A 14,021-nucleotide genomic window follows, 5' to 3' on the forward strand; every position below is an offset into this window, starting at 1 on the left:
CTTACCTCCCCAGGTATACGTTTAAAGAGCCTTGCGGGCTGAACTGTACACATTGTGCCGCAGTTAGCCAGCCGATTTTGGCTACACCCTCAAAGCTCACGCGTTCAGTTAGCCGGAGTTCAAGCCCTAGCAGCGCATTCAGTTTTACACTGCGGTAGGCCGGTGGCATCGGACCGTCGAATGTCCACCCCTTGAATTGCCCGTAGGTAACCCCTGTACCTAAAATCCCGTTGAGCATGCCCTTCCCTTTGTAATATCGAGCAAAAACACCGGCCTCATACCGGGTTCCGAAGAAGGACAGATGTTCTAATTCGCCCCCTAACCAAACGTGATCGGCTACAAAACGTCCTGCCTTTCCGGTTACCCCAATGAAAGTAAGGCCCCCACCAGCCATCCAGTGCCCTTTGGCGTTTGTTTGGTACGTTGCTCGCCCCTCCTTTAAGAACATGTCCTGTGCCTGACCTACGGTGTTAAACAGGAGAAACAATAACGCCGAATGTAATAGTTGTTTCATAAAGATTGAGTTTGGACTAACTAATAGCTAAGAGCGGTTTTAGACGGAAAACGTTGCAAGATATTTATGTTAATTCTATAGAATCAGTTACTTTATTCTTATGACGTGCAGAAGGCCGGTTGTTGGGTTCTGCTGCAGGGGAAACTAACTGACTGACTTTCTTCTAGCTGGTAATGTATATGGCCTGGTTCTTTCTTATCCTCGCCGGCCTTTTTGAGGTTGGCTTTACTACTTGCCTGAAACTCTCCGACAACTTCCGCCATCTCGGCTGGGCGGGTGGCTTTCTGGTGTGCGCCGTTCTGAGTTTCTATTTCCTCAACAAAGCCTCGGTCACGATCCCACTGGGCACGGCCTACGCCGTCTGGACGGGCATTGGCGCCGTGGGAACGGTGCTGGTCGGGATGGGTTTCTTTCGGGAGCCCACGGACTTCTGGCGGCTGTTTTTCATTGCGCTGCTCATCGGGTCGGTGATCGGCCTGAAAGCGGTGTCGGCCCATTAAACTTTTCAGGCGTCAACTGGTCGTAGATGTATGCACTACCAACAAAACTATGCGCATTCTTCTGCTCAGTGTTCTGCTGTCGACGGCAGCCTGTCAACGTACCACTAACCCGACCATGTCGTCAACCAAACCGGCCACTCAGGCCAGGCAATCGTCGGGTCAGGCCGAACGCCAATTTCCCGACTGGAGCCGTTACCTCAGGGCCGGGGATGAATTGATTGCGATGGGTAACGAACCGTTCTGGTCGCTGGCCGTCAACGCCGGCAAAGGAACCCTGCGATTCAAGTCGATGGACGGCGACTCGATCAATGCTCCTCTGCCGCAGCGAAACGTCGATTCGGATGGCGTCATTACGTTCGATGCCGAGGTGGCATCCGGGCGGCTCAAGGTTTTGTTTGCGCCGGATAGCTGCGTCGATACCATGTCCGGGCAGCGGATGGATTACCGCGTTCAGGTGAACGTAAAGGGCAAAACGTACACCGGCTGTGGGGTGTCACTCCGGCAGATGGCTCTGCTGAACGACATCTGGGTGCTGACTACGCTGCAGGGGCGAAGCGTTAAACCCAGCGGACCACGTAACGAACTACCCAGGCTGGAAATCAGTCTTACCGAAGGCCGCGTTTCGGGTACGACGGGCTGCAACCGCCTGAATGGGCGCGTACAGGCGGATTCAAGACAAGTTCAGTTCGGTCCGCTGGCAACCACGCGCATGGCCTGCATGGGAGAAGCCGGGCAACTGGAAGGTGATTTTCTGAACGCACTCAACCAACCCCTGACGTATCGGGTGGCTGAGGGAAAGCTAACCTTACTCCACAATAACCTGCCGGTGCTGGTCCTGAAGAAGGTCGACTGACGGAATGAAGTATATTCAAAAGCAAATCGCCTTTTTAACCCAAGTATCGTACTGATACATTGGGTTTTTTTCTATTTTTGTTTCTTGATAAACGCCAATCGCGCATCAAAATAAGTCAACGCTTTTCGTTTGCAACCTGTAAGCATAACCCCTCTCTCCCATGAAACAACATAAGCTTCTCACCCGTCCTCTCTTACTGGCGGGTGCGTTGGCCATGTCCACGCTGCCGGCCTGGGCACAAACGACCGCGAAGCGTTCGGCAGTGACCAAAACGAATGCCGTGGCATCCGATAAACCGATGGCGCTGAACCGGGTGCTGGTTTTCTCAAAAACAAAAGGGTTTCGGCACTCTTCCATCCCGGCGGGTCAGCGGGCGATCATGAAACTGGGCCAGGAAAATGGCTTTGCCGTCGACACCACCGAAGATGCATCGAAGTTTACGGAAGATAACCTCAAGCGGTACGGCGCGGTGATCTGGCTGAGCACCACCGGCGACGTACTGAACGATGCACAGCAGGCGGCTTTTGAGCGGTACATCCAGGCGGGTGGGGGCTACGTGGGTATCCACGCGGCTGCCGATACCGAATACGACTGGCCATGGTACAACAAGCTGGCCGGTGGTCAGTTTGCCAGTCACCCCGGTAACCCTAATGTGCAGGAAGGCGAAGCCTATGTCGTGAGTAACAAACACGCGTCGATGTTCGGCTTCCCGGACCGGTGGAAAATCAAAGACGAGTTCTACGACTTCAAGAACTTCAACAAGGACGTAAACGTACTGATCAAAATTGACGAGAAAACGTACAAGGACGGTAAGATGGGCGACAATCACCCCATGTCGTGGTACCACGATTACGACGGCGGGAAGGCGTTTTATACCAACTTCGGCCACCCCGACGAAACGTTCGTGAACCCGGTTTACCTCAAGCACCTCATGGGGGGCCTTAAATCGGTGATGGCCACGGACCTGAAGTTCAGCCAGGCCAAAACGCAGCCGTTCCCGGAAGAGAACCGCTTTACGAAGCACGTGCTGATGGATAAGCTGGATGAGCCTACGGAACTGGTGGTACTGGACAACGGCAAAATTCTGTTCACCGAGCGGAAAGGGGCCGTCAAGATGTACAACACGAAGACCAAAGCCAGTAAGCTGGTCGCCAACGTTCCTGTTCACTTCGACCGGGAGTACGGCCTGATGGGCATGAACATCGACCCGAAGTTCAACGAAAACAAATGGGTGTACCTGTATTACTCGGCCGTTAAGCCCGATTCGAACAACCGGCTGGTGCGCGTGAAGTGGGACGATGCCAAGGATGAACTGCTGCTGAACACCGAACAACTGCTGCTGACTGTAACCGAGAACCGGACGTACGATCGGGACGACTGCTGCCATACGGGAGGCTCTATCGCCTGGGATCGTCAGGGAAATCTGTACCTGTCGACGGGTGATAATACCAACCCGTTCTTTTCGCAGGGCTTCTCGCCGAGCGACGACCGTCCGGACCGCAAGAAGTTCAACGCCTTGCTGTCGTCCAGCAACACGAACGATCTGCGGGGTAAAATCCTGCGTATCAAACCACGCCCGGAAGGGGGATACGACATTCCGGAGGGTAACCTGTTTCCAAAGGGAACGGCCAACGCCCGTCCGGAAATTTACGTGATGGGTAACCGGAACCCGTACCGGATCGCCGTCGACCAGCATACAGGCTTCCTGTACTGGGGCGAAGTGGGACCGGATGCCGGCGAAAACAACGACAAGCGCGGACCCCGCGGCCACGATGAGATCAACCAGGCACGCAAGGCAGGCTACTTCGGCTGGCCTTTGTTCGTAGCCGATAACCGACCCTACCGGCAATACAACTTCGCCGATAGCACATCAGGGCCACTCAACGACCCCGAAAAGCCGATCAACTATTCGGCGTATAATACGGGGTTGAAGCAGCTGCCCCCGGCTCAGAAGGCATTCATCTATTACCCCTATGCCGACTCACCGGAGTTTGGCGAGATTGTAGGCAAAGGTGGCCGGAACGCGATGGCCGGTCAGGTGTATCACTACGACGATTACGAAGATTCGCCGGTGAAATTCCCGCGGCACTACGACGGTAAGCTGTTTGCCTACGAGTGGATGCGCGGCTGGATCAATCCCGTGACGATGAATAAGGACGGTGATTTCGTGAAAATGGAGCGCTTTATGCCGGGCACGAAGTTCGATCACCCGATGGACATGCAGTTCGCTAAAGACGGTTCGTTGTACATGCTCGAATACGGCACCAACTGGTTCGCCCAGAACGACGATGCCCGCCTGGTGCACATCACCTACAACGCCGGGAACCGCCAGCCGGTTGCCGTTGTCAGTGCCAATAAAGTGGTGGGGGCAGCTCCGCTGATGGTGAAGTTCGACAGCAAAGGAACGATAGATTACGACGGCGACGCGCTTAAATACGAGTGGACCTTTGGCCCGGGTATGCCTAAAAGCACCCAGGCGAATCCGGCCATTACGTTCAGCAAGCCGGGCGTTTATAACCCCACGCTGAAAGTAACCGATGCGAAAGGCAACGTAGCAACCAGATCCATGGAGATTAAAGTTGGTAACGACGCGCCGAAGGTAGAAGTAGCCCTGAAAGGCAACAAGACGTTCTATTTCGACAATAAGCCCGTCGAGTACGAAGTGAAGGTGGCCGACAAGGAAGACGGTTCGCTGGCCGCTGGTAAGATCAGTCCGGAAGACGTCGTCGTAACGGTCGACTACCTCGAAGGTTTCGACAAGACTATGCTGGCGCAGGGCCATCAGGTCAACACCGGTTTCTCTACGGGTAAGCGCCTGATTGAACTGAGCGACTGCAAAGCCTGCCACAGCATCGATCAGAAGTCAGTCGGACCAGCCTACGTATCGGTGGCGCAGAAATACGCCAAAGAGCGCCGGACAACCATGGTTGACCAACTGGCCAAGAAGGTGATCAAAGGCGGTGGCGGTGTCTGGGGCGAACAGGCCATGAGCGCTCACCCCCAGCTGAAAGACGATGAAGCGAAAGAAATGGTGCGCTACATCCTGTCGCTGGCTGACAAGAAGCAGATCGAGAAGCAGCCGGTGAAGGGTGCTTACGTGGCCAAGGCGAAGGATAAAGAGGGGTCGTACATTTTCTCGGCCAGCTACACCGACAAAGGCAGCTCTATAATCGGGCCGCTGACGGGCTCAACGACGGTAGCCCTGCGCAGCCCGAAACTGAAAGCCAGTGAGTACGACGGTAGCCGCGATGTGCGGAAGTTCACGATGCCGGGCAATGATAAGAACGAAATCGTGATGGGTACGGCCTCCGGTGGGTACGTGTTCTTCAACGACCTCGACCTGACCGGTATTCAGGGCGTAACGGCAAACGCCATCTGTAACGCAGAGCGTCATGCCGGTGGGAAACTGGAGGTTCGGCTGGGCGCTCCGGATGGAACCCTGCTCGGCGAAGCAGAGGTTAAGAAAGGCGCTACCGGACCGGTTACCGTTCCGTTCCGCCAGCAGCCGCAGGGTACGCAGAAACTCTATTTCATTTTTGTTAATCCCGAGGCTAAACAGAAACCTTTGTTTGCGCTGGACAAAATCCAGTTTCAGAACCAGCCTATGTAATTGATTAACACGAGTAACTAAACGGGTCGCCGGAATGATGTCAGCATCGCTTCCGGCGACCCGTTTGCATACTGGGCTCGCTGAGCCGGTAAATTCAACGGCCGGCTGCCTTTGCTGAGTAACGTGAAGTATAGATAAGCAGTTGAGTTCTAAGAACCAGTTTTTGTCATCCCGAGGAACGACCGGGCCGCCGGAGCGGGGATCTTTGGGATGACAAAACAGATTGAGTTAACTATCATTCAGAACGTTACGCTGATGCTTATCCATACTTCACGTTAAGTACGTATCCAGTTATAAATATGCTCCATACATTCGTTTGCAAACCGCTGTTTGCTCTTGTTCTGCTGGTTTCGGCCAACTGGGCCATTGCTCAACGTCCACCGGCCTATCCGCTCATAACGATTGATCCCTACACCAGCATCTGGGCCACGACCGACAAACTGACCGATGCTCCTACCCGCCACTGGACCGGTAAGCCGTATCCGCTGGACGGCTTCGTACGGGTCGATGGCCGTACGTATCGGTTTATGGGGGCACCCATGACCACGCTGAAAACTATAGTGCCCACGGCGCTGTCGGGTGGGTACCCCACTACGTTTACCTTTCAGGCACCGGCGGAGGGCTGGGAACGACCCGGTTTTACTCCTTCGGCCGACTGGCAAACCGGGCAGGCTCCCTTCGGCGACGGAGCGGGCAGCAACCCGCTGACACCCAAGACGATGTGGAAGACCAAAGATATCTGGTACCGGCGTACCGTCGCGCTGACTGCCAATCAGTTTGAAGACCTGAAATTGTACATGAGTCACGACGACGACGTAGAGGTGTATCTCAACGGCGTGAAGGCGTTTGACTGCGGCCCCTGTTTTATTTCGGGGTACAAGACCTATACCATCGAACCGGCTGCCAAAGCGGCCCTGAAAACCGGCGAAAATTTGCTGGCCGTTCACTGCAAAAATCCGCAGGGTGGGGGCTTCATCGACGTAGGTCTGGTGGATGAACAGCTCGTGAAAATCGGGGCCGACATCCCGTTAGCCGACCAGAAAGCGGTCAGCGTTCGGGCTACCCAGACCGAGTATCAGTTTGCGGCCGGCCCCGTGGCCCTGACCGTAACGTTCACGACGCCCTTGCTGATGAACGATCTGAACGTAATGACCCGGCCGGCTTCGTACATCACCTACTCGGCTCAGAGCACCGACGGCAAAGCCCACGATGTTCAGGTATGCACGACTGCTTCGGGATTGCTGGCCGTTAATACGTCGATGCAGGAGGTAGTCGGCAAACGGCTGACCGCCAATGGATTGACAGCCCTATCGCTGGGTAATCCGAAACAGCCCGTTTTAGGCCGAAAAGGCGACGATGTCCGGATCGACTGGGGGTACGCGCTGCTGGCGGCTCCGTCGTCGGCAAAGTCGGGAATCGGCGAACCGGCTGCCTTGCTGCGGGCGTTCGCAACGGGCGGAACCGTTGCGGACGGCAGTATGTCGGCCGCCGTTGCCGATAGCCGGGCGATGGCCGTCGCGCAGTCGCTGGGTTCGGTCGGGCAAACGCCCAAAACGGCCCACGCGATCATCGGCTACGACGATGTGTACGCCGTCCAGTATTTCGGCCAGAACCTGCGCGGCTGGTGGCGTCGCGATCCGAAGATGACCGCCGAACGCATGCTGTCGGAAGCTGAGCGGGACTACAGCCGCCTGATGAGCCAGTGCCGCCAGTTCGACCAGCAACTGTACAGCGATGCCCAGAAAGCCGGTGGTAAGGCCTACGCGGACCTTTGTCAGCTAGCGTACCGGCAGGCCATTGCCGCCCATAAGACCGTTGAGGGGCCGAAAGGGGAGGTGCTGTTTTTCTCGAAGGAAAACTTCAGCAACGGCTCCATCGGCACCGTCGATGTGACCTACCCATCGGCACCGCTGTTTCTGATGTACAACCCAACGCTGCTGAAGGGCATGATGGAGCCGATCTTCTACTACTCGGAAAGCGGCAAATGGACGAAGCCCTTTGCGGCCCACGACGTCGGTACGTATCCGCTGGCCAACGGACAAACCTACGGCGAGGATATGCCGGTCGAGGAGTGCGGCAACATGCTGATTCTGGCTGCGGCCATTGCCGACGTAGAAGGGAATGCCAACTACGCCAAACAGCACTGGAGCACCTTGACAACCTGGGTCGATTACCTCAAGAAAGACGGTTTTGATCCCGCCAATCAGCTCTGCACCGACGATTTCGCCGGCCACATTGCCCGGAATGCCAACCTCTCGATCAAGGCCATCATGGGCATTGCCAGCTACGGGCATCTGGCCGGGATGATGGGCGATAAAGCCAAAGAGGATGAAAACCTGAAACTGGCCCGCGACCTGGCCCGGAAGTGGATGGATCTGGCTAAGGACGGCGATCACTATACGCTGACCTTCGAAAACAAAGGTACCTGGAGCCAGAAGTATAACCTGGTGTGGGACAAGCTGCTGAACCTGAACATCTTCCCCGATGAGGTGGCTGACAAGGAAGTGAAGTACTACCTGACCCGCCAGCAAACCTACGGCCTGCCCCTCGACAGCCGGAGAACATACACCAAATCGGACTGGATTATCTGGACGGCGACCCTGGCCGATACGCAGCAGGATTTCAACGCGTTTATTCAGCCGCTGTACCGCTACGCCGATCAGACGCCCAGCCGTGTTCCCCTCAGCGACTGGCACGAAACCACCAACGGCAAACAGGTCGGTTTCCAGGCGCGGTCGGTAGTCGGTGGGTATTTTATCAAACTGCTGGAGGAAAAGATGAAGCGGTCTGAAACCAGTAAGCGATAAAGGATTCTGGGCAATAAAAAAGAGCCGTACAGGAAGGATGTACGGCTCTTTTTTTTTAGTAGACTAATCTCCCTTAGCGAATCAATTCTTCGTCCTCGATCAATTGAAAAGCGACCGAAAGAAGCTCGTTTGACCTGGTAGGCTTTGGCCACACTGCCGGCTATCAGTACCGAATAGACCAGTACGGATTGCGGTGGGCCGTGATGCTTTCCGCAATGTGCTGCTGGATCATCTTGTCGTAATCCGCATTTGTGATCTTTTTCCCTTTCAGCTTGGGCAGTTTAATCTCCGCGGCAACGGGCTTAAACTCTACTTTCGTCGCTTCAATAATGACATCTCCGCCGTTGATATCCAGCTCCAGAATCAAACCCGGCAAGCCGGAATACCGCTCAGGTCCGGCCGATACGGGAATGTCCTGCGCAAACCAGGCCGTAACTTTGTACTTTTTGATAGGGTCCTCGGTTTCGGCCTTCATGCAGATATGCCCGGCTACTTCTTTGATCTGGTCCAGAATCCGCCAGGTCGGCGTCCTGAGCGAATCGTCGACGATGTAGGTTTTGCCCAGCATTTCCTCAATTTCGGTCTTTCGCTCCTTGTCGTAATTGCGGTACAACAGCAGATCGCGGTTGCGCCAGGAGTAGTTGCCATCTTCGGTCTGGCCCTGATCATTCAGGTACGTATAAACGCTTTCGGTCGGGGTGAAAAGGAGTTTCATCTTCTCCTTGTCTTCATCCTCGTTTTTCCAGGTCTGGGCGGCCCGGTCTTTCTGCTCCTGGCTCAGGAAAGTCAGCCGGGCGATGATTTTGGTCCAGTACGACTTTCGATCGTACGACACCACCCCCTCGGTTTGTTGCGCCAGCGCCGATCCGTTGATGAGCAGGCAGAGGCAAAGAAATTTGATGCGTGATTTCATTGGAATAGGTGTAAAGGTTCGTTGCTTAAAAGTATCCGTTCTTGCGCATTTTCGCCTGGACACCCCGCATGTTGTAGGTAAAGCTCAGCATAAAATACCGCGCCAGCGTCCGTGTCCGCTCTTCCTGTACGTAGTTCTGCCCCGCATATTGTGATACAATGACGTTGCGGTTCAGCAGGTCGAAGGCCGTCAGGCGAATCTCGGCTTTTTTGGCTTTGCCCAGAATCTTGTAGGCCGATGCGTTCCAGATGGGTACCTGCTGGTTGAAGCCTAACCGTTCGTTTTTGAAGATGCGGTAGTTCAGGCTCGTATTCAGGTAAAAATCGCCGGGGAATTTCAGGTTCAGGTCACCGTTATAGTTGGTATTATAAATCCGCTGGTTCTGGGATGTATTCAGGGAATAGCGCGTGTTGATAATACCCCAGTCGGCATTGGCGTAGAACGTCAGCCAGTCTTTGGGCGTCAGTTCAAGCCGCGTCCGGAAGTTGTAGTTCCGGTTGTTGGTTTCGTTCAGTACATCATTGATCCGGGTCAGGTTACGGCCAAAGTTGAAGTTCGTGTTCAGGTTCAGGGTGGCTTTTGTTTTCTTGAGCGGGAAACCGAAGCCAATGTACGAACCAAGATTCCGGCCGCCGGATATATTTTCGGGGCGGGTCGTAGTGATCAGAGTTTGCGGGTCAATGGTCTGGCTGTACACGATCTGATTGACGTAATACGTACCGTACAGGTTCAAAAACAGATTCGTGAAACTGCCGGGGTTAAAGTAGCTGAAGCCGCCGTTCAGATTATGGCCCAGCTGGGGCAGCAGGTCCGGGTTCCCTTCCCGAATGTACAGGGGATTGCTGTTGTCGATAAGCGGTTGCAGGTCCCGCGACGACGGTAGCTGAACCCCAACATCGTAGCCGGCGAAGAGGTATCGGTTGTTCTTCATGTCGTAGTTCAGCGATACGTTCGGCACTATGTTCGTAAACGATCGGTTAATCCGGTTAAACGTTGCCGCCGTCTGATCAGCTGCAAACCGTCCGTCGAGGGTAAACTGCTGGCCGGCCAGACCCGCCGAAATGTTCATCCCCTTGAATGAGTACCGAACGCTGCTGCCAACCCGATTGAACAGGTAGTTGTTCTTGTAGTACCGGCTCAGCGAGTCGTTTCGGGTCCGCGACGCATCGCCCACGTTGAACACGTCGTAGTCGACCTCATCGTAGCGGAGGTTGAAATTGTAGAAGGTCTCCCAGAAGTATTTCTTGGCGAAAGGCTCAACAAACAGCAAACTGGCTTTGTACTGACTGCGCTGGCTAACGGTACCCTGTTCCTGATTGATGATCCGCAGTACGTCGTTGGCGCTCGTTGCCTGCGCAAACTCATTGCGGGCGTTCAGGAGTCGGTCGGCATCGTTGGTGTTGATCTGGTACGTACCACTGGCGGCAAAGCTGCGGCCCTTTTTCTTGAACTTGTGCCGATAAATCAGCGACGTAGCGGAGCCGAACTGCTGGAGGGTGTTGCCGGTGTTGGTTGTGTTCCGGGTTGAGAAGTCGACGCTGTTCCGGAACAGGTCCTGCCGCGTAAACAGGTTGGCGTTGCCGTTGTTCAGGCGGCTGTTGTTCAGGACCACCAGCGTATTGGTCGAATCGAGCTGTTTTTCAAAACGGAGACTAACGCGGTGGTTGCCACTAAAATTGAATTGATTGCTGGCTTCTTCGGTCCGGAACTGCCCGCCGTTTTCGAGGAGCGTCCGGCGGTTTCGCTGCGAGCTTAACGACAACTGGGTCTGGCTGTAGTAGTAGCTCGTACTGAGCTTGGTTTTCTTGGTATCGTAATTGTAATTCAATCCGCCCGCTGCGTTGTTGGTAAAACCGCGCCCCTGGCTGCCACCGATCGGAATCCCCAGGGTTTCGTCATCGTCGTTTCCAAAGTAAATAAACCGGTTGCTGCCGCTGAACCCAAAGTCGGCGTTGTCGTTCCAGTTGAACGAGTTGCTGCCCCGAAAATCTTGGTAATCGTCCCAGGAGAGGCCCGCCTGGTTCGTATTGTTCCCCAGCCCGATAACCGAAAACTGCCGTTTGGCGTCGAACTTGTTGTAGTTCCCCTTGATCTCGGTGCGCATCGGGATGTCGCTGCCATCCACCCGGCTGGCAGGTCCGGCACCGGCGGTCACTTTCCCGAACCCGCCTTTCTTGTATTCTTCCTTCAGTTCGAGGTTCAGCGTTTTTTCTTTCTTGCCGTCCTCCACGCCGGTCAGTTTAGCCTGCTCGGTTTTGTCATTGAAGACCTGCACTTTGGTGATTGCCTGTGCCTGCAGGTTTTTGGTGGCCATTTTCGGATCGTTGCCGAAGAACGCTTTGCCGTCGACCAGGACCTTTTTTACCTCCTGCCCCTGGGCACGGATACTGCCGTCCTGATCAACCTGCACGCCGGGCAGCTTCCGCAGCAGGTCCTCTACCGTAGACCCCGGCGGGACTTTGAACGAACTGGCGTTGTATTCAACCGTATCGCCCCGAATGGTCAAGGGTGCCTTGGCTGTTTTGACAACGACCTCAATAAGCTCTTTCGTGATTGGCTTCAGCTTGATTGTACCGAGGTCTTCAACGGGTTTGTCGCCGGTTTTAAGCACCTGATTGTGGTCAAAGAAGCCGACGGACGAGATTTTGAAGAGGTAGGTACCCTGCTTCACGTTCCTGATGGTGAATGTGCCATTTTCACTGGCCCGGCCAAAACTGACCATCGACGAATCCCTGGGATTTAACAGGAATATGGTTGAGAAGGGAATAGGAGCCGATGCCGTATCGACTACCCGGCCTTGTACGGTAACCCGTGTGGCTGGAGTTTGTGCCCACGTAATTGTGGCCATTGCCCACAGGAGAGCAATGCAGAAAATGTTTTTCATACAGGAAAGGAAGTGGTGTTGAATTACTCAAAAGTAACAATCAGAACGAAACGAGTTACGTGGATAACTAAATTTATAGTAATTTAACAGATAGCTGTCGCTGACGAAGTAAATATATAAGAAAATTTAATATAAAAGAGAGTGAGTCGCCGTATTATTTTGAGCTGATTGCCCTTTTCTGTTGCGACACAAAAAAGCACCCCCATTCATTCAGGAATGATATGGGGGCGATGCTTCATTGAAAGAAATAGGGAGAAAAGAATAACGTTTTCTCATAGAGTGACTTTCAATAAGCTAAGGACCCTCATCCCCATGCGAACGTTGCATATCGGCAGGCTTTTTTTCAGTTATTTTAAGAAAAGAAGGGTAGTGAAGGATGGTTAACAGCGAATCGGCCGGAAAAAGGGTGATTCACTTGGCGGTTGGGTAGTTTATGCAGTATTTTCCGGCGTAAACCTTCCATGCACATGCGTTACGTCATTTTCATTGGTCTGTTAAGCCTGCTGACGGTCAGCTACGGGCAGGAATTGCCGAAGAAAACCCTGTGGCAGGGGCAACTGGGACCTATCCGACTACTGCTTCGGATCAACATTGATTCACTAACCAACCGCCCGACGGCCCGCTTTGAAAGCCCGGATCAGGGGGCGAATAATATTCCCGTCAGCGACCTGCGTATTACGGCCGATAGTGTGGTGGCTACGTCGGCCATGATAGCCGGTACGTTTCGCGGGAAGTTTTCGGCCGGCCGCCAGGCCCTTGACGGCGTGTGGCTGCAACGGGGTGTGCTGCCCCAGCCCATTACGCTGAAGCGGGTAGAGCAGGTTATGGCCATGAGTCGTCCGCAACTGCCCAAGCCCCCGTTACCGTACCGAAGTGACAGCCTTACGTTCCAGAACGCCGACCAGTCGATCCGCTACGGGGCCACCCTGACACGCCCGGCAACGGGACAGACCTTTCCCGCCGTGGTGCTGATTACCGGCTCCGGGCCGCAGGATCGCGACGAAACGTTAATGGGCCACAAACCGTTTCTGGTTATCGCCGATAACCTGACCCGAAATGGATTTGCCGTGCTGCGGGTCGACGACCGGGGCTTTGGCCAGACAACGGGCAACTTTGCCACGGCCACTTCTACGGACTTTGCCAATGACGTACTAGCGGCCATTGCCTACCTGAAAACCCGACCGGATGTTGACAAAAAACGCATCGGCCTGATCGGGCACAGCGAAGGGGGAATGATTGCCCCGATGGTGGCCGTTCAGTCGCCGGATGTGGCGTATATCGTGTCGCTGGCCGGGGTGAGCGTCAAAGGGGCAGATCTGCTGAAAAAACAGCTGTCGGCCGGTGCCCGGCTGGCCGGCGTCAGTGGGGAGGCACTGGCCGCTTCCGACCAGTTCTTTTCTACGCTGATCGACCGGATTGTGGCGCAGCCGATTGATCAGGTTATTCCCATTGATACGCTGCGACAGGTATACCGAACCTGGCGCAAACAGCAGCCCGACGACCGGGCAAGGGGCCTCGGTATGGATAACGAACCGGCCCTGACACCCATGCTGATGCAGTTCAGTACGCCCTGGTTCCGGAATTTTCTCCGCTATGACCCGGTACCAACCCTGTCGAAGCTGACTATTCCGGTTCTGGCCATGAACGGCGAAAAGGATTATCAGGTGGATGCGACCGACAACCTCAACAGCTTTGACACAAACCTGAAGCGAGCCGGTAATAAACGGTATAAGATCGTGATGATGCCGGGGCTGAATCACCTGTTTCAGACGGCGAAAACCGGTGCCGGCGTGGAATACGGCCAGATTGAAGAAACCTTTTCGCCCAAAGCGCTGGACATCATGACCGCCTGGCTGAAGGAGGTGGTGAAGTGATGTGTGTTTCCCTCACCCCCGACCCCTCTCCCAAACTGGGAGAAGGGAGAGCCGCGTCAAAAAAAG

The 14,021-nt window shown here is 54.7% G+C and carries 8 protein-coding genes; 5 read left to right on the forward strand and 3 right to left on the reverse strand.

Annotated features, from left to right (window positions below):
• Position 1: 1 nt before the first annotated feature.
• Positions 2 to 514, reverse strand: a complete 513-nt coding sequence (locus DYU11_RS07985; protein WP_119667123.1) for a hypothetical protein — start codon at positions 512 to 514, stop codon at positions 2 to 4.
• 179 nt (positions 515 to 693) lie between these two features.
• On the opposite strand from DYU11_RS07985, the gene DYU11_RS07990 reads away from it, so the two are divergent.
• The 4 genes from DYU11_RS07990 (at position 694) to DYU11_RS08005 (ending at position 8,284) form a co-directional block, all read left to right on the forward strand.
• Positions 694 to 1,014, forward strand: a complete 321-nt coding sequence (locus DYU11_RS07990; protein WP_119667507.1) for a DMT family transporter — start codon at positions 694 to 696, stop codon at positions 1,012 to 1,014.
• Between the two features lie 49 nt (positions 1,015 to 1,063).
• A complete protein-coding gene (locus DYU11_RS07995) occupies positions 1,064 to 1,867 on the forward strand; it encodes an META domain-containing protein (RefSeq protein WP_119667124.1) in 804 nt (267 codons plus the stop codon).
• Positions 1,868 to 2,027: 160 nt separating this feature from the next.
• The gene (locus DYU11_RS08000) at positions 2,028 to 5,477 is read left to right on the forward strand and encodes a ThuA domain-containing protein (protein WP_199736691.1); all 3,450 of its coding nucleotides are present in this window, start codon (positions 2,028 to 2,030) and stop codon (positions 5,475 to 5,477) included.
• Positions 5,478 to 5,776: 299 nt separating this feature from the next.
• Positions 5,777 to 8,284: a glutaminase family protein gene (locus DYU11_RS08005; RefSeq protein ID WP_119667125.1), complete on the forward strand. Its 2,508-nt coding sequence runs from the start codon at positions 5,777 to 5,779 to the stop codon at positions 8,282 to 8,284.
• Between the two features lie 163 nt (positions 8,285 to 8,447).
• On the opposite strand, the gene DYU11_RS08010 is transcribed toward DYU11_RS08005, so the two are convergent.
• Positions 8,448 to 9,197, reverse strand: coding sequence for a GLPGLI family protein (locus DYU11_RS08010; protein WP_119667126.1), 750 nt, complete (start codon positions 9,195 to 9,197; stop codon positions 8,448 to 8,450).
• Positions 9,198 to 9,222: 25 nt separating this feature from the next.
• Positions 9,223 to 12,081 (reverse strand): outer membrane beta-barrel family protein, encoded by a 2,859-nt coding sequence (locus DYU11_RS08015; RefSeq protein WP_119667127.1) that lies wholly within the window; start codon positions 12,079 to 12,081, stop codon positions 9,223 to 9,225.
• A gap of 467 nt (positions 12,082 to 12,548) precedes the next feature.
• On the opposite strand from DYU11_RS08015, the gene DYU11_RS08020 reads away from it, so the two are divergent.
• Positions 12,549 to 13,955, forward strand: a complete 1,407-nt coding sequence (locus DYU11_RS08020) for an alpha/beta hydrolase family protein (protein ID WP_158600242.1) — start codon at positions 12,549 to 12,551, stop codon at positions 13,953 to 13,955.
• The last annotated feature ends 66 nt before the right edge of the window (positions 13,956 to 14,021 follow it).

The organism is Fibrisoma montanum (assembly GCF_003583365.1).
Classification (GTDB): Bacteria; Bacteroidota; Bacteroidia; order Cytophagales; family Spirosomataceae; genus Fibrisoma; species Fibrisoma montanum.

What these genes read in the sequence shown, in the direction of transcription:
- DYU11_RS07985 (WP_119667123.1), bottom strand. Translation starts at nt 514, where the DNA reads ATGAAACAACTATTACATTCGGCGTTATTGTTTCTCCTGTTTAACACC.
- DYU11_RS07990 (WP_119667507.1), top strand. Translation starts at nt 694, where the DNA reads ATGGCCTGGTTCTTTCTTATCCTCGCCGGCCTTTTTGAGGTTGGCTTT.
- DYU11_RS07995 (WP_119667124.1), top strand. Translation starts at nt 1,064, where the DNA reads ATGCGCATTCTTCTGCTCAGTGTTCTGCTGTCGACGGCAGCCTGTCAA.
- DYU11_RS08000 (WP_199736691.1), top strand. Translation starts at nt 2,028, where the DNA reads ATGAAACAACATAAGCTTCTCACCCGTCCTCTCTTACTGGCGGGTGCG.
- DYU11_RS08005 (WP_119667125.1), top strand. Translation starts at nt 5,777, where the DNA reads ATGCTCCATACATTCGTTTGCAAACCGCTGTTTGCTCTTGTTCTGCTG.
- DYU11_RS08010 (WP_119667126.1), bottom strand. Translation starts at nt 9,197, where the DNA reads ATGAAATCACGCATCAAATTTCTTTGCCTCTGCCTGCTCATCAACGGA.
- DYU11_RS08015 (WP_119667127.1), bottom strand. Translation starts at nt 12,081, where the DNA reads ATGAAAAACATTTTCTGCATTGCTCTCCTGTGGGCAATGGCCACAATT.
- DYU11_RS08020 (WP_158600242.1), top strand. Translation starts at nt 12,549, where the DNA reads ATGCGTTACGTCATTTTCATTGGTCTGTTAAGCCTGCTGACGGTCAGC.